Raw genomic sequence first — 21,545 nt, forward strand, 5'->3', positions numbered from 1 at the left:
AGCGCCCAGAGCAGGCGCTTCGATTACCATTTGGCTCTTCCGAATCGAAGGTAGATGCAGGTATGGCACGACCCCCGGGCGAATCCGCAGGCAAGACGCAACGCGGCATCCAGAGCGTGGAGGTAGGCGGCCGCCTGCTGCAGGCGCTGGCCGATGCACGCCGGCCGCTGGGGCTGGCCGACCTGGCCGCCGCGGCGCAACTGGCGCCCGCGCAGGCGCATACCTATCTGGTCAGCCTGACCCGGCTCGGGTTGATCAAGCGCGACCATATCGACGGCAACTACGAGCCGGGCCCGTTGGCACTGCGGCTCGGCATGATGCATCTCGACCAGGAACCGGCCTATCGCGCGGCGGTACCGCGTGTGCAGGCACTGGCAGCTGCCATCGGTTTCAACGTGGCCATCAGCCTGCCCACGGCGCAAGGGCCCACGATCGTCCACTATGCGCCGGCTGGCACGGCGTTGCATGTGAACCTGCACGTGGGCACCGTGATGGCCCTCGATGCCACGGCCACGGGGCGCACGTATTGCGCATTCCAGCCCGAGGCGCACTGGCAACCGATCTGGCGGCAGCAGCATCCCGCCGCGTCGGCGGATACGCTCGCGGCATTTGCGAAGTCGCTGGCGGTCATACGCGCACGCGGAATGGAACGCAGCATCGACTCGCCCAGCCCCGCCGTCAGCAGCCTGGCGATGCCACTGCTGGCCAGCGACGCCACGCTGCGACTGGTATTGACCGCCATCGGATCGACGGGCGCCATCGATGTCGACTGGCAAGGGCCCGTCGCGCACGCCTTGCAGGCCGCCCTCGACGACATCGCGCACCTGATGGAGCCCGCATGAGCGATCTCGAAGACAGCAAGCCCCAGCGCGGCATCCAGTCGCTCGACAACACCGGACAGTTGCTCAATGCACTGGCCGACGCACGACGTCCGCTATCGCTGGGCGAACTGGCGCGCGCCGCGGGCATGGTGCCGGCCAAGGCGTTCCCGCATCTGGTCAGCCTGCAGAAGATCGGCCTGCTTGCACGCAATGCCAACGGCGATTTCGAAGCCGGCACGCTGGGACTCGAACTCGGATTGATGGCGCTACAGCGACTGTCACCCACGCGCGAAGCAGAACCCGAAGTCATTGCGCTGGCGCAAGCCACGGGCTTGTCGGTCGCCATGGCAGTCTTCGGGCCGCTGGGCCCCACGGTAATCCGTCTGGAGGAAGCCTCACGCCCGCAGCATGTCAGCCTGCGCGTGGGCACCGTGCTGTCGATGGTCAACACGGCAATCGGGCGTACCTGTGCAGCGCATCTACCCGACGATGTCCTGACGCAGGCGCTTGCGCAGGATGCGATCCGCATGGCCGGCGTGGAAGTCGACGCGGCGCTGCGGGCGCAATGCATGCCGCGCTGGCGCAAGATTCGCGCGGACGGCATCGACAATGCCGAAAGCCGCCCCGTGCCCGGCATCGACACACTGGCAGCCCCGGTGTTCGATCACACCGGCACGCTGGCGCTGGTGATTGCCGTGATGGGCAGCAGCGGCAGCTTCGACAGCGCACTCGACAGCGAAATCGCCCGCATCGTCAGGCAGGCGGCGCAACGATTGTCGTGGAGGTTTGGGGCGACGGGGTTGGGTGCGGAGTAGGAAGGATCTGAAAACAAAAAGGCTCCCGAAGGAGCCTTTTCGAACAGCTAACCGGAACCTCTTGTCTATTTGCACACTTGGGTGCAAACCCGTTCAGGGCGGGGTGGCGCACAGCTTATGGCGCAGAGCTCTTGACCTACCTACCGTTGTCCAGCCAGCCACCCGGCCAGCGCTTCGGTCACGCCGTTTGCAAATGTCGCGAACACCGGCTCGCAGACAAAGCCCATGTGCGGCGTCACCACGACGTCGCGGCGCTTGCGCAAGGGGTGATCGGGTGGCACCGGTTCCGAGTCGAACACATCGAGTGCGGCCAGTGCGGGGCGTCCCTGGTCGAGCGCGCGCGGCAAGGCGTCCATATCGATCAGGGCCGAGCGCGATGTGTTGACCAGGATCGCATCGGGTCGCATCAGGGCCATGCGCTCGGCGTTGATGAGCTTGCGGGTCTCATTGGTCGGCACCAGATGCAGGCTTACCACGCGCGAGGTCTGCAACAGTTCATCGAGACTCACCGCCGTGGCGCCTTCCTCCGCCGCACGCTCGGGCGTCATATGCGGGCTCCATGTCACCAGCTCCATGCCGAAGGCCTTGCCCACGCGGGCCACGCGCTTGCCGATTTCGCCAAGTCCGACGAGTCCGAGGCGCTGGCCGTGCAGCACGCCGGGCAGCGCCATGCTGTTGGTCGACCGCCACCCGCCCGCGCGCATGGTTGCCATCTGTGCTTCCAACTGGCGCACTGCGGCAAGGATCAGCGTCCATGTCATTTCGCAGGTGCTTTCCTTGGAGGGTCCCCAATGCGTACTGGCCACCGGAATGCCACGAACCTTCAACGCTTCCGTATCCAACGTGTTGTTGCGCGTGCCGGTGTAGACCACCAGCCTGAGATGGTTGGCAACAGCTAGCGTGGCCGCGTCCAGTGGGGTACGGTCGCGTACCAGCACCAGCACGTCGGTATTGCGCAGTACCGCAACCAGCGCCTCGCCGCGCAGCGGGTCATGGTGGAAGCTGACGTCGGCTTGCGCGTCGATAGCTGACCAGTCGGCCAGGCGCGCAAGCGCGCGTTCGTAGTCGCCAAGGACCGTGATGCGTGGGCGGGCAGCCATGTCACCTCCGTGCACCAGCCCTGCTGGACCGGCGTCGTTGTTGTCGGGATCGGACTGCCATGATCGCGGTAACCGGCCGCGCTGTGAATTGCAAAGTTGGGTTGGATTGATGCAGCTGACGCATCAAAAGACGAACGCCTCGGCTATGCGTCCGGTGCCCTGCCCGTGCTACCGAGATAGTCATCCACCGCACTCCCCACGGTCGGATGGAAGCGGTCGTCGCCGAAGATCTCGGTCAGCTCGAAACGCTTGAGCTTGTCACGCACCGGGTCTTTCATCTCGGCGAAATGCAGCGCGATGCCACGGTCGCCCAGACCATGGCACAGTTCGCGCAACATGTCGGCCGACGTAACATCGATACTGGTTACTGGTTCGGCGGCCACCACCACGCGCCTGACCGGCGTTGGCGAAGCGTCCACCGCCTCGGTCAGCCGTTGCTGGAACAACTCGGCATTGGCGAAGAACAGCGGCGCATCCCAGCGAAACAGCACCAGGCCGTCGATCAGCGAAGCCTGCGGATAGCGCTGCAGGTCATGGTAGCCGCGCAAGCCCGGCACTCGGCCCAGCACTGCGAAATGGGGCCGCCAGCCATCCCACAGGAATTCGATGATGGCGACCACCACAGCCAGGCAAATACCGGGAATCGCACCGAATACCGCAACCGCCGCGAAGCACAGCATCGACAGCCAGAACTCCCATTGCTGGATGCGGTAGATGCGCTGCAGGTCCTTGAACTCGAACAGGCCGATTGCCGCGGCAATTACCACGGCCGCCAGCGCGCTGTTGGGAAGATAGCGCAACAGGTTGGGCGCAAACATCAGCAATGCCGCCACCGCAACGGCACCGACCACACCGGTCAGTTGCGTGCGCGCGCCGGCGGCCTCGGCCACCGGGGTCCGCGATGCGCTGCTGCTGATCGGAAAGCCCTGAAAGAAACCTGCGGCAAGGTTGGCCGCGCCGAGTCCTACCATTTCCTGGTTCGGATCGACGCGCGTGTGCGAACGCGCCGCAAAGGTACGCGACAACACGCTGGTATCGGCAAACGCAATCAGTGCCACCGCGCAGCCGCCGAGCACGATGCGCACCAGATCGGCCTCACTGAGCCATGGGATCGCGAAAGCCGGCAAGCCTTGCGGAATTTCCCCAAGCACCTTCACGCCATAGGCATCGAGATGGAATACGCTGACGGCAAGCGTAGCCAGTATCACGGCGATCAGGATGCCCGGCACACGCTCGAAACGCTTGAGCGCCAGGATCACTACCAGGCTCGCCGCCCCCACCGCAAAGCTGTACCAGTTTGTCTGGCCATCGAGGATTTTCTGCGCCAGCTGCCATAGCTCGCGCAGCGGGCCCGCATCGTCGATGGAGATGGCGAACAGCTTCGGCAACTGGCTGACCAGCACGGTCAACGCAATACCGTTCATATAGCCGTAGCGAATCGGCTTCGACAACAGTTCGGTGATGAACCCGAGCCGCAGCAGTCCGAGCACGATGCAGAACACGCCTGAGACGATGGCCATCAGGCTGGCCGTGGCCACGGCGCGCGCCGGATCGCCAGCCGATGCGCTGATCACCACCGCCAGGATCGGGGCGGCCAATGCGGAATCGGGCCCCAGCACCAGGATCCGGCTCGGGCCGAACAGTGCGTAGGCCAGCAGCGGAACAATCGTGGCATAGAGGCCGTACACGCCGGGCACACCCGATGCCTCGGCGTAGGCAATGCCTACCGGCACCAGCATCGTGGTCAGCACCAGCCCGGCCGCCAGATCCCTGGGAAGCCAACCGGGCTCATAGTTCTTCAACGTCACCAGGCCGGGCAGCCAGCGCAGCCATCGCGGAGCGGGTGCCCCGTGCGAGGAGGGAGTCGTGGATGCCATAAGTATCTTTTGCGCTATATCGCTCCGCTCCAGCATAGGATCGAATGCCGCGAAAAGGGATAGGCCTTACGTCCAACTCCCGTCCAACTCCGGGCCAACTTACGTCATCGAGCCACGGAACGTACCTCTCAGCGGTCCGCCGGCTGCGGGATGGCGTCAACCTTGAGCGTGGGCCGCCAAGTGTCCGGACCGGGTGCGCGCTCGACCGTACCTTTTGCAACCACGCGTCGATTGGCCAGCGATCGCGCTTCATCGAGAGACACGCCTATCAGTTCCCACACCGCATGATCGTCGGTCTCGATCACCACGGTCGGAAACGGCTCATTGCCCTTGATATGGATCGATCCAACCAGGGTCTGCCGCGAACCGGCGGGCATTGTCGTAGCACACGCTGCAATGCTGACAGCGGCGATCAGTGCGGCGATGATTGCCTTCATTCGGAGTCTCCACTCGGTCAGAGGGCGGCTTGCGCCGCCCCCGCGTACCTTATTGAATCACGACAGACAGCGTGGTGCCGGCCGGGACCTTGACGGTTTCGCCATACGTGCCGCTGATGGCCTTGCGGACCACCGGCAGGCTTGCGTACGGCTGGATCGTCGCCGGTACCGCTTGCGTCAGCGTGCGGCTGGGCAGTTGAAGCTGCGGATCGATGACCGGCAGCACGAAACCACCTTCCGAGCGCGCCGGGAAGCCAAACCCGACCGGGCTCGGCGACTTCATGAGCGCCCCTGCCGAAGCGGTAAAGCGACGCAGTTGTTCACCGAGGCTGGACGTGGGCACGACCGCACGGATCGACGCGTCGAGCACCGCCACGGAATCGGTACTGCTGAAGTTGGTCAACAGGCCCTTGTAGAAGCCGAGGCCAAGTTGGCGATCGAGGAAGCCACCCAGCGAACCCGATACCGAATAACTGTCGCACGAGGCACCGAACGGCGTCCAGTCGAGCAGGCTGCAGTTATAGGAGCCGGACTTGTACCCGACATAGTTCGGGAAGCGGACGTCCCGAATCGCGTTGTAGGTTGCATCGATGGACTGGCTTGCGAAGTCCTCCATCATCATGGCCGTAGCCTCTTCGAGCCACGTATCGAAGCTGTAGGTGTCACCGTGGACGACGCCGCGGCGATAGAAGTTCTGCATATGCATGCCTTCGTGCGCCATGGTCAGCAGCATCGACTTCATGCCCGACGCGCCACCGAGGTACAAGGTTTCTGCATCGAGATACAGCGACACCGATTCATTGCTGTACGGATTGGTGAGCGGATCCATCTTCACCGCATTCCGGCCATAGAAGTAGCCGACCATTCCGAACGGTGTGTTGTTCTGGTCGAAGTTCAGGATCACGATATCGATCGGCTGGCCCGTGCCTGCAATCAGGTTGGAATAGCCATGCGTGCCCCACATCGCGCCACCGACCGACTTCAGCATGTCGTAGATCTTGCCGGTCGGCACAAAGCCTGCGGCCAGGGTGTTCACGATTGTCGGGCTGACCTTGGTCGGGTCGTTCTCGGCGTTCTCGACCCAGAAATTGACCGTTGTGCCGTCGGACGTGGTGTCCTGGCGAACCAGCGTTGCCGAGCGCGCCGAGTTGTCCTGGTTGTACCAGACACGTACATCGTTCACCACCGACAAGCTAGGCGCGCCGAACATGGATGCGCTAGGGCTGCCGCTCTTGGTTCCGGCAAGCGCGGCCCACCCGTCACGGTTGAAATCCGCAATGCGGCGCTTGACCGCGCTGGTACCGTCATCCCATTCGATCGCACTCGCGGCGACCGTTGGATAGTAGGACGCCGTCAGCGGAATCGTCGGCATGACCTGCGCCGTGCCGGTCTGGTTGGTGAAGACCAGCGTGACATCCTGGCCAGTCAGGCCGGCAATGCTGATCGGCATGTTCACGGCCGCAGCCGTGGCATTGATGTTCTGCCACACCCCGACTCCCGTACCGGAGTAGGTATTGGCATCGACCGCCCCGCAACTGACGCAGGCCGGTGCGACCACGCTGGTTGGCTTGGCCGGTTCGCCCGCTGTTCCCGTCGAACCAGTGGTCGTGGTCGATTGCGCTGCGGTTTGAGACCCGTCCCCACCGCCTCCGCAAGCGGCCAGAACGGCGGAAGTCAGCAATGCCAAAGCAAGCGACCCCGGGAAAGACAAAGTGCGCTGATTGCGCTTCATGGATTTCTCCTTATTTTTGGAAGGCCGCGGCCCTTCATGTCGCGGCATCGTCGATATCGGCAAAACTGGCGAATTCGTCACCCCGCTGATTGGGGGACTGGATGCCAGATGCCTGATACGTGTGCCGGGAAACCGCGGCCGCCTTCAGGAGAAATCGATCGTCATCGGGGCAAGCGCTATCGTTTCAGGTCCACGACGGTAGGCTTGCCATTCACCGTGTCGAAGGTCGCCGAAACCTGGTCGCCTTCCTTCAACCCTTTGAGCATGGCCGCGTCCTTGACCGGGAAGGCCATGGTCATGGCAGACATGCCGAGGTTGGTGATGGGTCCATGCTTCAGTGTCACTTTTCCGGTTGCAGCGTCGATCTTGCGAATCTCCGCTGGCACCGGTTGCGGCACCTTGGTCGCGCCTGCCGCAGGCTTCATGTCCATGCCGTCCATGTTTGCGGCAAATACCGGGGGTAGCGTGCCGCCCATGGCCAGGGCCAGCGCCATGGCGCCGAAAGTGGTTTTGAGGAACGTCTTCATGCTTTCTCCTTGAGAGAGGTGGAGTGGGATGTAGCGGGAAATTTCGTGGTCTGCCCGTGACGCATCAGCAGATACACAGCGGGTACGACGAACAGCGATAGCAGCGGCGCCGTGATCATGCCGCCGACCATTGGCGCCGCAATGCGTTGCATGACTTCGGAGCCGGTGCCGTGTGACCACATGATGGGAACCAGGCCGGCCAGAATCACGGCCACGGTCATCGCCTTGGGCCGCACGCGTTGCACGGCACCTTCCTGGATCGCGGCAAGCAGCGCGGTGGCATCGGTTTCGCCCCGCGCCTGGTGGTTCTGCCAGGCGTGCTTGAGATAGAGCAGCATGATCACGCCGAACTCGGCGGCCACGCCCGCCAGCGCGATAAAGCCGACCACGCCGGCCACGGACAGGTTGTAGCCGAGCCCATATAGCAGCCAGAACCCACCGATCAATGCAAGCGGCAACGTGCCCATGATCAGGAGCGCTTCATCGAGCCGCCCAAACACCAGGAAAAGCAGCACGAAGATGATCAATAGCGTGAACGGCACCACCACCTTTAGCCTGGCACTCGCGCGTTCCAGATATTCGAACTGCCCGGACCAACTGAGCGAATAGCCAGCGGGCATCGGCACCGCACGGGCCACGACGGATTGCATGTCGTGCACGGCAGAGCGCAGGTCTCGCCCGCGAATATCGACATAGATCCAGCCGGACAGCCGCGCATTCTCGCTACGCAGCATGGGCGGCCCTTGCGTAACGCGGATGCGCGCCACATCGGACAATACGATCTGCTGGCCGCGCCCGGTAACGATGGGCAAACTCCGCAACGCCTCGACCGAATCGCGATAGTCGCGTGGGTAACGCACATTGATCGGAAAGCGCGCCAGCCCATCGACAACTTCGCCCACGTTATCCCCGCCGATGGCGGACGAGACGATGCTCTGCACATCGTCGACATTGAGCCCGTATCGGGCGGCCGCCGCACGGTCGATGTCGACGTCGATATAGCGCCCGCCAGTCAGGCGTTCCGCCAGTGCCGAGGTGACACCTGGCACGCTCTTCACAGCTTCCTCGATGCGGGTGGCAATCCGGTCGATCTCGTTGAGATCCGCGCCGGCCACCTTGATGCCCACCGGGCTCTTGATACCGGTGGCCAGCATGTCGATGCGATTGCGGATCGGCGGCACCCAGATGTTCGACAGGCCCGGCACTTTCACCACGCGGTCGAGTTCCTCCACCAGCCTGTCAGGCGTCATGCCGGCCCGCCATTGGTCGCGCGGCTTGAACTGGATCGTGGTTTCGAACATTTCAAGCGGGGCCGGATCGGTGGCGGTGTCCGCGCGGCCCGCCTTGCCGTGGACCGTCGCCACTTCAGGCACCGACTTGATCAGCCGGTCGGTCTGCTGCAGCAGTTGTGCCGCCTTGCCGACGGACAGGCCGGGCAGCGCGGACGGCATGTAGAGCAGATCGCCCTCATCGAGGGGCGGCATGAACTCCCCACCGGTGCGCAGGATGGGCCATGCCGTCGCCGCCAGCAGGACGGCCGCCACCAGCACCGTCGAACGCGGATAGGTCAGCACCTTGGCAAGCAGCGGCTGGTAAAGGCGGATCAACCAGCGACTCAACGGGTTCGCCTGCTCCGCCGGAATATGCCCGCGAATCAGGTAGCCCATCAGCACGGGCACCAGCGTGATCGACAAACCCGCCGCGGCGGCCATCGAATAGGTTTTGGTAAAAGCCAGCGGCGAGAACAGCCGGCCTTCCTGCGCTTCGAGCGTGAACACCGGCACGAAGGACAACGTGATGATCAGCAACGAGAAGAACAACGCAGGTCCCACTTCCGCAGCCGAATCACCAATCACACGCCAGCGAGCCTCCCCTGCCAATGCCTTGCCGGGATGGGCTGCCTGCCATTGTTCCAGGTGCTTGTGCGCGTTCTCGATCATCACTACTGCCGCATCGACCATCGCCCCGATCGCAATGGCAATGCCGCCGAGCGACATGATGTTCGCGTTGACACCCTGGTAGCGCATGACCAGGAACGCCGCCAGCACGCCGAGCGGCAGCGATACGATGGCCACCAGCGCCGAGCGCAAATGGAACAGGAAAACAAGGCAAACCAGCGCCACGACGATGAATTCCTCGACGAGCTTGTGACTGAGGTTTTCCACGGCGCGGTGAATCAGCGCCGAGCGGTCGTAGGTGGTTACGATCTCGACGCCCGCGGGCAGGCTTTTCCTGAGCGAGTCGAGCCTGGCCTTGACGGCGTCGATGGTCTCCAGCGCATTCTTGCCCGAGCGCATCACGATGACGCCACCAGCCACCTCGCCTTCGCCATTGAGATCGGACAGGCCGCGCCGCGTTTCGGGGCCGAGCTGGATCGTGGCGAGATCGCCCAGCCGCACCGCGACGCCCGCACCACTGGTTTCGATCGGAATCTGGCGGAAGTCGTCGAGGGTCTTCAGATAGCCCGAGGCCCGCACCATGTACTCGGCCTCTCCGAGTTCGAGCACCGAGCCACCTGCTTCCTGGTTGGCACCACGAATCGCCGCCAGCACTTTCGCCTGCGACAGGTTGTAGGCACGCAATCGGTCCGGCATCAGCGTGACCTGGTACTGCCTGACCATGCCGCCAAGCGATGCAACCTCTGCCACGTTGGGCAGCGACTTCAACTCGAAGCGCAGGAACCAGTCCTGCAGCGCGCGCAACTGACTCAGGTCGTGCTGCCCGGTGCGGTCCACCAGCGCATATTCGTATATCCATCCCACGCCGGTGGCATCGGGCCCCAGCGCGGGCCTGGCTGCCGCCGGCAGGCGCGACTGGACCTGGTTCAGGTATTCGAGCACCCGCGAGCGCGCCCAATAGGGATCGGTCCCGTCTTCGAACAGCACATAGACAAAGGAATCACCGAAGAACGAATAGCCACGTACCGTCTTCGCCCCGGGCACCGACAGCATCGTGGTGGTAAGCGGGTACGTGACCTGGTTCTCCACCAGTTGCGGCGCCTGCCCCGGGAACGGCGTGCGTATGATGACCTGCGTGTCTGAAAGATCGGGCAATGCATCGAGCGGAATGCTGCGCACGGCCCACAGCCCCCAGGCCGTCAGCATGACGGTAGCCAGCAGGACGAGGAAGCGGTTGCGTATCGACGCGAGGATGACGTGCGCTATCATCGCTTGCCTCCCTCGGTGCCGATGGTAGTCACGGTGGACAGCGTGGCCACGCCGTCGCGGTCCAGCTGGAAGCGGAAACGGATGCGATCTCCCGGCTTCAATCCGTTGAGCATTGCCGCATCGTGCGCGCCGAAATCCATCGTCATCGCCCCCCATTGCGCGGCAGGAATCGGCCCATGGGAGATGGTCAGGCCTTCAGCATTCACCGCTTCGATGCGTCCCGTGCCCTCGTACTCGGGCGCGGCGGCGGCTGGTGCGGCGGCTGGTGCGGCGGCAGAGCTGGCTGGTGCCAGCCGGCCCAGCGTGCCGCGCAAGCTGGCGTCCGAATCGATCAGGAACTGGCCCGAAGCCACCACCTTCTGTCCGGCGCGCAATCCGGCAACCACCTCGACCTGACCGTCGGATTCACGTCCGACGCGAACCTCCGCCGACACATATCCTTGCGGCCCGGCGTCAACCATTACGATATTGCGCTGGCCTGCCCGGATTACGGCTTCGGATGGGATCAGCAACGCGTCCTGACGAGCAGCGCCGTCGAACCGCACGCTGGCAAACATGCCTGGCACCAGCCGTCGCTGCTGGTTGGGCAGGACGATGCGGACCTTGATGGTGCGCGTGGCCGCATTGACTTCGGGCAGGATGGCATCAACCTTGCCCGTCACGGGCTCCGGCACAGCAGGTGCCAACACCGTGACGGCCTGGCCGGGCGTCACGCTTCGAGACTGGGTCTCGGGCACTTCGGCGATCACCCACACCTGGCTCAGATCGGCAAGCCGGAACAGCGTCATGCCCGGCGAAACCGTCATGCCCTCGCGCACGGCGATCTCGGTGACCACACCATCAAGCGGGCTGGCGATGCCCTGCCCCGTTTGCAGCTTGCCCGAGCGCGCCACGGCATCGGCCTGCGCCGGCGTCATGCCCGCCTGCAACATGCGCGCTCTTGCCGCACTCACCAGATCGCCCTGCACGCCCGATGGCAGCCGCGACACAGCCAGATACTCCTCCTGCGCCGCCACCCATTCCGGCGCATGAAGGCTGACCAGCGTCTGGCCCCGCCGCACCGGGTCCAGCGTTGCGCGCACCCCTACTTGTTCGACGAACGCTGTCGTGCGCGCCTGGATGACCTGGATACTGCGCTCGTCGAAGGTCACGTTTCCGGGGGCTTCCAGCACGCTGCCAATGCGACCCGCCTTGACTTCAGCAGTGCGGATGCCCAGGTTCTGCGCCACACGGCTGTCGATCCTGACGCCGCTGTTTTCGCCGCTCGTGCCACCAGCATCGCCATCGGCGTAGACCGGCACCAATTGCATGTCCATGAACGGCGATTTACCGGGCTTGTCGAAGCGTTGCCCCGGCACCATCGGGTCATGCCAGTACAAGATCTGTTTGCCGGCATGTGGATCGGGACTGCCAGGCTTGCCGGGCTGGCCCATCGCACCATCGGCATTGGCAGATGTCGTCCTGGCCTGCATGGCGCCGAGGCGATAGCCGCCGTAGCCAGCCGCACCGACCATGACCAGGCAGACCGCGGCGATTGTCAGTCGTGAGTTCATTGCGAATCCTTGTGGGTCGATACGGTCTGTGCAGTAGGCAGTGGGGCCAGGAATTTCAGATCCGCCCAGATCCTTGCGGTACGCTGCTCCAGGGCCAGGCGTTCCAGCGCCGTATCGATGGCGCGGTGATTGGCTTCGGCAACGGCCAACAGCGATCCGCTGTTGGCGCGATACGCTGTCAATGCCGCTTCCGCCTGGGCATTGGCCAGTGGCAGCGTGGCTTCGTCATAGCGTTTGAGGCGTTCCTGGTTGCGACGTAGCTCGGCCACGCGCGCGCCAACCAGCGCATCGGTATCGCGCTGGACGATTTCCGCCCTGGCGCGCGCCGCGTCGGCCTGCGCCAGCCGCGCTGACACTTCGCGGTCCTGCCGGTTGGCGCGATCCCATGGCAACGGCAGGCTCACGTTGACCGAAGCCATGTTCGAGTACGCCGAGCCGCGTTGGCTGTACGTCAGCTCTACCGTGACATCGGGCCGGCGCGATTCGTCGGCCACGCGCACCTCGCTCTCCGCCAGAGTGACATCACGCTGGGCGGCGGCGATTTCCGGCACACCGTCGTAACGGGAACGCATGAGTTGTTCCACGCCGCCGGGCATGGCCAGCACCGGACGCTCACCGAGCGGACGCGCGGCATCGGCGCCAATCCAGCGCGCAAGTTTCACGGTGGCAGTGTCCACCGCGGCCTGGTTTTCACTTTCGCGGTCGCGCAGCTTCTGCACTTCGAGCTGTGCCGCCAGGACATCTGCCCGCGTACCACGTCCGCTGCGATACGCCGCATTGGCAGCCTCCAGGGCCAATGACAGCGGATGGCTATGATGACCAAGCAAGGTCGCCGCCTGCTCGGCATACCAACGGTCGATCCATGCGGCAACGGCATTGCGCTGGACATTGGTCACACCAAGTACGCGTTGCGCATCGGCGGAAGCCGCCTCTGCATCGAAGCGTGCGGAGCGCGCGCGGCGTTTGTCCGAGCGCGTGAATTCCTGCATGACGCTGATGGAACGCATCGTCATGGAGTCCCGACTCAGCGAGAACTTGTCCGGACCATCGGCGGGTACGTTGTTCAGGCCGAATTTCAGGATCGGATCGGGCAACTGGCCTGCCGCGACAGCCATCTGCACAGCCGATTCGATGGCGCCATGCGTGTTCTCGGCATCGCTGGCGCGCGAGGTGGCCAGCGTGGCGGTTTCTTCAATGGATAAGACTGGGGCAGCACGCAACGGCGCTACGAGCGCCATCGACATGCCGACGGCGGACGTCAATCGAAACGTCCACCTCAGGCAAGGCGGGAATGACATAAAGCCTCCGGAAACGACGACCACCGCTCCCACGAAAACGGGAGCGACAAGACAGTGGCGTGGCTTCGGAGGCTACGTGCGCAAACAGCAGTGAAGGATGGCGTGCGGCGGTGGCGGCGCGCGCGGCTGCGCGTTGGCGCGCTGCATGAAAAACGGGGCGGGCACCAGCGCGGGCGGTTCGACAATCACGCCAACGAGGACCGGGATAAACGCGAAAACCTGCGGCGCGGGTTGATCGGCGTGCTTGGTGTCGGCCTGACAATGGCCCATGCAGAACGCCTTCTCACCGTTGAAGTGCCCGGCGTCCTCGTCAATCATCCCGGCCATCTCGGCGCAGGATGCCATGTCCTCCATCGCGCCCATGACTTCCTGCCGTGGCGTGTCCGTGCGCATGCCTGCCGAGCAGGCGTAGGCGGCCGCTGCCAGTTGAACGGACAGAAACACCAGCAGAAGGAATCCGGCAATCCAGGAATGCCGGCGAACCAGATAGCGCACGATGGACGAAGGTGTCGGGACAGCGGTGAGAATAGCGCTTTCGATATCTTTTTCAAAGGCGACCAACAGACGCACCCGGCGGCCGATACGACCGCCCAGCCTAACTGTCGATGGGATTGTCGTGAGCGTAAACATTCCCATAGCGGCAAGGTCAAGGCTAAAAAGGGAATTGCACTACTTCCATATTTCGACTACATTCGAATCATGGAAACCGATAACGCCCTCGAAGCGCTTGCCGCGCTTGCCCACGCCATTCGCCTGGCCGTCTTCCGTCTGCTTGTACAGGCTGGGCCCGAAGGCCTGCCCGCAGGCCGCATTGCCGAACTGATGGAGATGCCAGCGTCTTCGCTGTCGTTCCACCTCAAGGAACTACATCGCGCCGGCCTGCTGGCAAGCCGCCAGGAGGGCCGCTCGATCATCTACATGGCTCGCTTCGAGACCATGAATGAGTTGCTGGGCTATCTCACGGAGAACTGCTGCGGCGGCAATCCCTGTTCGCCGGTGTCTTCCTGCTCGGTTGCCTCGAAGGCGTGATCATGAAGCGATTCCACGCCCTTGTCAGCGTGCCCGATCCGACGGCCAGCACCTCCGCAATATGAACACGGCGCAACCGACTGCCGCGGCAGCAACACCCAGCGCAATTGGCTTCTTCGAACGCTACCTGACCGTCTGGGTCGCGCTTTGCATCGTCGCCGGCATCCTGCTCGGCCAATGGCTGCCATTGGTCTTCCAGGCCATCGGCGCCATGGAAGTCGCCCAGGTGAACCTGCCGGTCGGCATGCTGATCTGGATCATGATCATTCCGATGCTGATCAAGATCGATTTCGGCGCGATGGGCCAGGTGGCCGGCCACTGGCGCGGCATCGGCGTGACCCTGTTCGTGAACTGGCTCGTCAAGCCGTTCTCGATGGCATTGCTGGGCTGGATCTTCGTACGCCACCTGTTCGCGGGATTGCTACCGGCAGATCAGCTCGACAGCTACATCGCCGGCCTGATCCTGCTGGCCGCGGCACCCTGCACGGCGATGGTGTTCGTCTGGTCGCAACTCTGCAAGGGCGATCCGTATTTCACCTTGTCGCAGGTGGCGCTCAACGACGCGATCATGGTGGTGGCCTTCGCGCCCGTCGTCGCGCTGCTGCTGGGCCTGTCATCGATCACCGTGCCGTGGGACACGCTCATCACCTCGGTCGCGCTCTACATTGTCGTGCCCGTGCTGGTCGCGCAGGTTATCCGCAAGGCATTGCTGGCGCGTGGCGAGGCCACATACAAGCGCGTGGTCGGCACCCTCGGCCCCTACTCGATCACCGCACTGCTCGCGACGCTGGTACTGCTGTTCGGCTTCCAGGGCAATGCCATCGTGGAGCAGCCGCTGATCATCCTGATGCTGGCCGTGCCGATCCTGATCCAGGTACTGGTGAACTCCGGCCTGGCCTACCTGCTCAATCGCAAGCTCGGCGTGGCCCACTGCGTGGCGGGACCGTCGGCGTTGATCGGCGCAAGTAACTTCTTCGAGCTGGCCGTCGCTACCGCCATCAGCCTGTTTGGCTTTCAATCCGGCGCGGCGCTGGCCACCGTAGTGGGCGTATTGATAGAAGTACCCGTGATGCTCCTCGTTGTTGGCGTGGTCAACCGCTCGCAGCGCTGGTACGAATCGCGTTAAGGAATCACAATGTCCGTCACGATCTATCACAACCCGGCCTGTGGCACGTCACGCAATACGCTGGCCATGATTCGCAATGCGGGCATCGAGCCGACCATCATCGAGTACCTGAGCACGCCGCCTGACCGGCAGACCTTGCAGGCAATGATCCGTGCTTCCGGTCTCACCGTGCGCGAAGCGATTCGCGAGAAGGGCACGCCCTATGCCGAGATCGGCCTCGGCGATCCGGCGCTGACCGATGACCAGTTGCTTGACGCGATGCTGGCCCAACCGATCCTTATCAATCGGCCCTTCGTCGTCACGGAACTTGGCGTGCGATTGTGCAGGCCATCGGAAGTCGTGCTGGAAGTCCTGCCGGCGCCGCAGCAACGCGCGTTCGTCAAGGAAGACGGCGAGGCGGTGATCGACGAGCAAGGGCGGAGAACCAAATGACAGTGGAGTTACGATGGCCGCTATCAAACTCGAATCTGTACTGACCTGCCCGCACTGCGGCTTCGCCAAAGAAGAATCCATGCCCACTGACGCATGTCAGTTCTACTACGAATGCCAGAACTGCAAGACGCTACTGCGCCCAAAGCCGGGCGACTGCTGCGTGTTCTGTTCGTTCGGTTCGGTGCCGTGCCCGCCGATACAGCAACGGCAATCGTGTTGTCGCTGAAAGCTTCTCACTGCCCATAAGGCAACGATCAAAAAGAAAAACCCCGCTGGTTTGGCGGGGTTTTTCTTTACAAGGATTGCCTACGCAATCTCGGAACGGTTAGACCGGTCAGAACGGGATATCGTCATCCATGTCTTCGAACCCGTTCGACGGTGCCTGCTGCTGACGGCGCTGGCCGCCCTGCTGGCCACCTTGCTGGCCGCCACCGCCCTGACCACGGCCACCACCGTAGCCGCCACCGCCGCCGCCTTGCGATTCACGGCTGTAGCCACCACCGCCGCCGCCGGCACCTGCACCACCGCCGTAGCCGCCTTCATCGCCGCCACCGCCCTGGCCACGGCCGCCCAGCATCTGCATCTGGTCAGCCACGATTTCCGTGCTGTACTTGTCCTGGCCCGACTGGTCCTGCCACTTGCGCGTGCGGATGCGGCCTTCGATATAGACCGACGAGCCCTTGCGCAGGTATTGACCGGCGATTTCGGCCAGCTTGCCAAAGAACGCGATCCGGTGCCACTCGGTGGCTTCCTTGAACTCGTTGCTCTGCTTGTCCTTGTAGCGGTCGGTCGTTGCGAGCCGGATATTGGTCACGGCATCGCCGCTGGGCATGTAGCGGGTTTCCGGGTCGGCGCCCAGGTTGCCGACGAGAATGACTTTGTTGACCGATGCCATATAGAAGTTCTCCAAGGACCGCGCCCTTTCAGCGCGGCGTTAAACGTAGTGCGAGTAATCGCGAAAAAAAACCGGTGACCGTAAACGACATCACGCGCCGTTCGGAAACTCCGTGGGCGCGTGTCGAATGCTACCGCCGATATCGGGAAAAAGCGTGTCGGGTTGTTGCGGATAGGTGAAAAAGTGTGTCTAAGCCGCCACTGCCGAAGTGCCGCCGTTCTTGTCGCTGCCTGCGCGGGCCGGAGGCGCCTTCATGCTCCAGGCGATTATAAGCCAGACCAACAGCACGGCCGCGCAGCCGACGAACACCGCGGGGCGCCCTTCATGCTTGAGCAGCCAGCCGCCCGCCACGCCGCCCAGGAACAGTCCGAGAGCCTGTGTGGTGTTGTAGATGCCAAGCGCCGCGCCACGGCTGGCGGCCGCGTAGCGCGACACCAGCGAGGGCTGCATGGCTTCGAGCACGTTGAAGGCGACGAAGAACAGCAACAGCACGCCGACGATCGGCCACAGGCCATGTACCGTGGCAAACAGCAACTGCACGGCGGTCATCAGCGCCACCGATGCCAGCAACACCGGGCGGACCTTGCCATAGCGCTCGGCGGCCATCATCGGCGCCAGCATCAGCAGGAACGACACGAGCACGACCGGCAGATAGACCTTCCAGTGCTGGTCAAGCGGCATGCCGGCATCGCTCAGCATTGCCGGCACCACCATGAACATCGCCACCTGGCTGGCATGCAACGCCAGCACGCCAACGTTCAGGCGGATCAGGTCGGCATTGAGCAGCACCGTGCGGAACGGCAGTTGCACCGGATGCGGCGCGGGCGGCGTCGGTACCAGGAACAGCGTGACGCCGATTGCCACCACGCCCAGCACGCCCATCAGGCCAAAAATGCCGGACATGCCGATGCTGTGCAGCAGCGGCGAGGCAATCACCAGCGAAAGCGCGAAGGTCAGGCCGATGCTGCCACCCACCATCGCCATGGCCTTGGTGCGATGGCGTTCGCGTGTCAGGTCGGCAATGCAAGCGGTGATGGCCGCCGAAATGGCGCCCATGCCCTGCAGTGCGCGGCCCACGGTAATGCCGGTCAGCGTGTCGGCGAACGCGGCAACCAGCGCACCGGCCACGAACAGCAACAGGCCGGCCACCATCACCGGCTTGCGGCCGATGCGATCGGACAGCCAGCCCAGCGGAATATGCAGGAATGCCTGCATCAGCCCATAGATACCCATGGCAATGCCCACGCGCTGGGCATCATGCCCGTCCGGCAACGTACGCGCGAACTCGGCAAACACGGGAAGGATCAGGAACAGGCCCAGCATGCGCAGGGCAAAGATGCTGGCCAGCGAGAGACTGGCACGCAACTCGCTTCGGGTCATGCGGTCGCGCGAGGTTTCCGCTCGGGCGGGTTCGTCGGCAAGCATTGCGGGTTGTGAGGAAGGCGGGATCGACGGCATTGCGGTCGTAGGTGGAATTCTGGCTCGGTTGGCGTCGCTGCTTCGATCGCCTTGACGTGCGGAAGTTGCCCGGAATCTGCAATGTCCGACATGGCAGACATCGATCCGACAGGCGGTTGCTGTGATGTCCGCGACGCTGTCGATACCGTGCTGTCTCCAGGCGCGTCTGGCGCCGGGCGAACCCCGGAAACCGAAGTTCGGTATATTAGCAGGTTTGCTTCTCGCGCTTCCCCAGTCACCTTGGGTACCGCGAACTGTTTCAGGGCACTGCGGCAAGGTGCCGTGAAAGGCACTGCAAAAGGCATTTTGGCGTTTCCGTGAGACCGGCCTGCATATGGCAGGCTGCGGCCACCGGGCGAACGAACGGGATATGGAAGAAATCAAGATCCGTGGGGCGCGTACCCACAACCTGAAGAACATCAACCTCGACCTGCCGCGCAACAAGCTTGTGGTGATCACGGGCCTGTCCGGTTCCGGCAAGTCGTCGCTGGCGTTCGACACGCTTTACGCCGAGGGCCAGCGCCGCTATGTGGAGTCGCTGTCCGCCTACGCCCGCCAGTTCCTGCAGTTGATGGAAAAGCCCGATGTCGACCTGATCGAAGGGCTGTCTCCCGCGATCTCGATCGAGCAGAAGGCCACCAGCCATAACCCGCGTTCCACCGTGGGCACGGTCACCGAGATCCACGACTACCTGCGCCTGCTCTATGCCCGCGCCGGCACGCCCTACTGCCCCGACCACCATATCGCGTTGCAGGCGCAGAGCGTGGCGCAGATGGTGGACGCCGCCCTGGCGCTGCCGGAAGACACCAAGCTGATGATCCTGGCGCCGGTGGTAGCCGACCGCAAGGGCGAGCATTCCGACCTGTTCGATTCGATGCAGGCGCAGGGTTTCGTGCGCTTCCGCATCCGCTCGGGCGGTGGTACCGCACATGAAGCCGAGGCCAAGGTCTACGAAGTCGACGCGCTGCCGAAGCTCAAGAAGACCGAGAAGCACACGATCGAAGTGGTGGTGGACCGCGTCAAGGTGCGCGCCGACATCAAGCAGCGCCTGGCCGAATCGTTCGAGACCGCGCTGCGCCTGGCCGATGGCCGTGCACTGGCGCTGGAAATGGATACCGGCCACCAGCATATGTTCAGTTCGCGCTTTGCCTGCCCGATCTGCTCGTATTCGCTGCAGGAACTGGAACCGCGCCTGTTCTCGTTCAACAATCCGATGGGCGCCTGCCCGAGTTGCGACGGGCTGGGCCAGATCACGTTCTTCGATCCGAAGCGCGTGGTGGCTTTTCCCAACCTGTCGCTGGCGTCGGGTGCCATCAAGGGCTGGGACCGCCGCAACCAGTTCTATTTCCAGATGCTGCAGAGCCTGGCGGCGTTCTACGAATTCGATACCGATACCGCGTTCGAGGACTTGCCTGCCGAAGTGCAGCAGGTGGTGCTGCACGGCTCCGGTGAAGTCGAGATTCCCTTCACCTATATCAACGAGCGTGGCCGCACCACGGTGCGCGCGCATGCGTTCGAAGGGATCATCCCGAACCTGGAACGCCGCTATCGCGAGACCGATTCGGTGGCCGTGCGCGAGGAACTGGCCAAGTACCAGAACAACCAGGCCTGCCCGGTTTGCCATGGCACGCGCCTGCGTACCGAGGCACGCCATGTAAAGATTGGCGAGGACGAGCAGGCACGCGCGATCTACGAGATCAACGGCTTGCCGCTGCGCGACGCGCTGACGTGGTTCCTGACGCTGAACCTGCATGGCGCCAAGCGCGAGATTGCCGACAAGATCATCAAGGAAATCTCGGCACGGCTGAACTTCCTGAACAACGTGGGGCTCGACTACCTGTCGCTCGAACGCAGCGCCGACACGCTGTCGGGGGGCGAGGCGCAGCGCATCCGCCTGGCCTCGCAGATTGGCTCGGGGCTGACAGGCGTGATGTATGTGCTCGACGAACCGTCGATCGGCCTGCACCAGCGCGACAATGACCGCCTGATCGGCACGCTCAAGCATCTGCGCGACATCGGCAACTCGGTCCTGGTGGTCGAGCATGACGAAGACATGATCCGCGCGTGCGACTACGTGGTCGATATCGGCCCTGGCGCGGGTGTGCATGGCGGCATGATCGTGGCCGAGGGCACGCCGCAACAGATCGAGGACTCGCCAGCCTCGCTGACCGGCCAGTACCTGTCGGGGCAGCGCAGCATCGAGGTGCCGAAGGAACGCGCCGCGCCCGATGAGGAGCGGCTGCTGCGCATTGTCAACGCCACCGGCAACAACCTGCGCAATGTCTCGGCGGAAATTCCGGTGGGCCTGCTGACGTGCATCACCGGGGTATCGGGATCGGGCAAGTCCACGCTGATCAACGACACGCTCTACAACGCGGTGGCGCGGCACCTGTATGGTTCCACGGCGGAGCCGGCGGCGCACGACCATATCGAGGGACTGGAACATTTCGACAAGGTCATCAACGTCGACCAGAGCCCGATCGGCCGCACGCCGCGCTCGAATCCGGCCACCTATACCGGGCTGTTCACGCCGATCCGCGAACTGTTCGCCGGGGTGCCTTCGGCCAAGGAACGTGGCTACGATCCGGGCCGTTTCTCGTTCAATGTGAAGGGCGGGCGCTGCGAATCATGCCAGGGCGATGGCGTGATCAAGGTGGAGATGCACTTCCTGCCCGACGTGTATGTGCCGTGCGATGTCTGCCATGGCCAGCGCTACAACCGCGAGACGCTCGAAGTCCTCTACAAGGGCAAGAACATCTCCGAGGTGCTGGACCTTACCGTGGAGCAGGCGCACGAATTCTTCAGCGCGGTGCCGGTGGTGCGCCGCAAGCTGCAGACGCTGCTCGACGTGGGTCTTGGCTATATCCGCCTGGGGCAGTCGGCCACCACGCTATCGGGCGGCGAAGCGCAGCGCGTGAAGCTGTCGCTGGAACTGTCCAAGCGCGATACGGGCCGCACACTCTACATCCTCGACGAACCGACCACGGGCCTGCACTTCCACGATATCGAACTGCTGCTCAAGGTCATCCAGAAGCTGCGTGACCATGGCAACACGGTGGTGATCATCGAACACAACCTCGATGTCATCAAGACGGCCGACTGGCTGATCGACATGGGACCGGAAGGCGGTGCCGGCGGCGGACTGGTGATTGCCAAGGGCACGCCGGAAACGGTGGCGGCCAGCAAGGCCAGCTTTACGGGGAAATACCTGGCACCGCTGTTGAAGCGGGCCTAGGCTATGGTTGCTCCCCTCTCCCGCAATCGCGGGAGAGGGGTTG

At 63.7% G+C, this 21,545-nt stretch carries 18 protein-coding genes; 7 read left to right on the forward strand and 11 right to left on the reverse strand.

The features are described from left to right. The first annotated feature begins 62 nt into the window (after positions 1–62). Both ACO550_RS01125 and ACO550_RS01130 read left to right on the forward strand, forming a co-directional pair. Positions 63–842, forward strand: coding sequence for an IclR family transcriptional regulator (locus ACO550_RS01125; protein WP_315594273.1), 780 nt, complete (start codon positions 63–65; stop codon positions 840–842). Further along, positions 839–1,636, forward strand: coding sequence for an IclR family transcriptional regulator domain-containing protein (locus ACO550_RS01130; RefSeq protein WP_315594272.1), 798 nt, complete (start codon positions 839–841; stop codon positions 1,634–1,636). The genes ACO550_RS01125 and ACO550_RS01130 overlap by 4 nt, the downstream gene beginning before the upstream one ends. Before the next feature lie 140 nt (positions 1,637–1,776). On the opposite strand, the gene ACO550_RS01135 is transcribed toward ACO550_RS01130, so the two are convergent. From ACO550_RS01135 to ACO550_RS01175, 9 genes are all read right to left on the reverse strand, one after another. Beyond that, positions 1,777–2,736, reverse strand: coding sequence for an NAD(P)-dependent oxidoreductase (locus ACO550_RS01135; protein WP_315594271.1), 960 nt, complete (start codon positions 2,734–2,736; stop codon positions 1,777–1,779). A 143-nt stretch (positions 2,737–2,879) separates the two neighbouring features. Next, a complete protein-coding gene (locus ACO550_RS01140) occupies positions 2,880–4,613 on the reverse strand; it encodes a SulP family inorganic anion transporter (RefSeq protein ID WP_315594270.1) in 1,734 nt (577 codons plus the stop codon). A gap of 128 nt (positions 4,614–4,741) precedes the next feature. Then, positions 4,742–5,050, reverse strand: coding sequence for a hypothetical protein (locus ACO550_RS01145; RefSeq protein ID WP_315594269.1), 309 nt, complete (start codon positions 5,048–5,050; stop codon positions 4,742–4,744). A gap of 49 nt (positions 5,051–5,099) precedes the next feature. Next, a complete protein-coding gene (locus ACO550_RS01150; RefSeq protein WP_315594268.1) occupies positions 5,100–6,782 on the reverse strand; it encodes a M30 family zinc metallopeptidase in 1,683 nt (560 codons plus the stop codon). A 176-nt stretch (positions 6,783–6,958) separates the two neighbouring features. Continuing rightward, positions 6,959–7,309, reverse strand: coding sequence for a copper-binding protein (locus ACO550_RS01155; protein WP_315594267.1), 351 nt, complete (start codon positions 7,307–7,309; stop codon positions 6,959–6,961). Then, a complete protein-coding gene (locus ACO550_RS01160) occupies positions 7,306–10,476 on the reverse strand; it encodes a CusA/CzcA family heavy metal efflux RND transporter (RefSeq protein WP_315594266.1) in 3,171 nt (1,056 codons plus the stop codon). The genes ACO550_RS01155 and ACO550_RS01160 overlap by 4 nt, the downstream gene beginning before the upstream one ends. Further along, a complete protein-coding gene (locus tag ACO550_RS01165; protein ID WP_315594265.1) occupies positions 10,473–12,029 on the reverse strand; it encodes an efflux RND transporter periplasmic adaptor subunit in 1,557 nt (518 codons plus the stop codon). Before ACO550_RS01165 ends, ACO550_RS01160 begins: the two co-directional genes overlap by 4 nt. Continuing rightward, positions 12,026–13,327, reverse strand: a complete 1,302-nt coding sequence (locus tag ACO550_RS01170) for a TolC family protein (protein WP_485993973.1) — start codon at positions 13,325–13,327, stop codon at positions 12,026–12,028. Before ACO550_RS01170 ends, ACO550_RS01165 begins: the two co-directional genes overlap by 4 nt. Positions 13,328–13,399: 72 nt before the next feature. Continuing rightward, positions 13,400–13,957, reverse strand: a complete 558-nt coding sequence (locus ACO550_RS01175) for a copper resistance protein (RefSeq protein ID WP_315594264.1) — start codon at positions 13,955–13,957, stop codon at positions 13,400–13,402. A gap of 69 nt (positions 13,958–14,026) precedes the next feature. Between ACO550_RS01175 and ACO550_RS01180 the strand changes: the two genes are divergently transcribed. The 4 genes from ACO550_RS01180 (at position 14,027) to ACO550_RS01195 (ending at position 16,140) form a co-directional block, all read left to right on the forward strand. Then, complete coding sequence (locus ACO550_RS01180; RefSeq protein ID WP_315594263.1) at positions 14,027–14,356, forward strand: metalloregulator ArsR/SmtB family transcription factor; 330 nt, start codon at positions 14,027–14,029, stop codon at positions 14,354–14,356. Positions 14,357–14,417: 61 nt separating this feature from the next. Next, positions 14,418–15,482: an ACR3 family arsenite efflux transporter gene (gene arsB / locus ACO550_RS01185; RefSeq protein WP_315594262.1), complete on the forward strand. Its 1,065-nt coding sequence runs from the start codon at positions 14,418–14,420 to the stop codon at positions 15,480–15,482. Between the two features lie 9 nt (positions 15,483–15,491). Next, positions 15,492–15,914 carry an arsenate reductase (glutaredoxin) gene (gene arsC, locus ACO550_RS01190; protein ID WP_315594261.1) on the forward strand — a complete coding sequence of 141 codons (423 nt, stop codon included), beginning with the start codon at positions 15,492–15,494 and terminating at the stop codon, positions 15,912–15,914. A 13-nt stretch (positions 15,915–15,927) separates the two neighbouring features. Then, positions 15,928–16,140 (forward strand): GDCCVxC domain-containing (seleno)protein, encoded by a 213-nt coding sequence (locus tag ACO550_RS01195; RefSeq protein ID WP_315594260.1) that lies wholly within the window; start codon positions 15,928–15,930, stop codon positions 16,138–16,140. A gap of 108 nt (positions 16,141–16,248) precedes the next feature. Here ACO550_RS01195 and ACO550_RS01200 read toward each other — a convergent pair whose 3' ends face one another. After that, complete coding sequence (locus tag ACO550_RS01200; RefSeq protein WP_315594259.1) at positions 16,249–16,809, reverse strand: single-stranded DNA-binding protein; 561 nt, start codon at positions 16,807–16,809, stop codon at positions 16,249–16,251. Positions 16,810–16,998: 189 nt separating this feature from the next. Continuing rightward, positions 16,999–18,267, reverse strand: a complete 1,269-nt coding sequence (locus tag ACO550_RS01205; RefSeq protein ID WP_315594258.1) for an MFS transporter — start codon at positions 18,265–18,267, stop codon at positions 16,999–17,001. Between the two features lie 370 nt (positions 18,268–18,637). Between ACO550_RS01205 and uvrA the strand changes: the two genes are divergently transcribed. Then, positions 18,638–21,502, forward strand: coding sequence for an excinuclease ABC subunit UvrA (gene uvrA / locus ACO550_RS01210; protein ID WP_315594257.1), 2,865 nt, complete (start codon positions 18,638–18,640; stop codon positions 21,500–21,502). Positions 21,503–21,545: the final 43 nt, after the last annotated feature.

This window comes from Cupriavidus sp. (assembly GCF_057315035.1).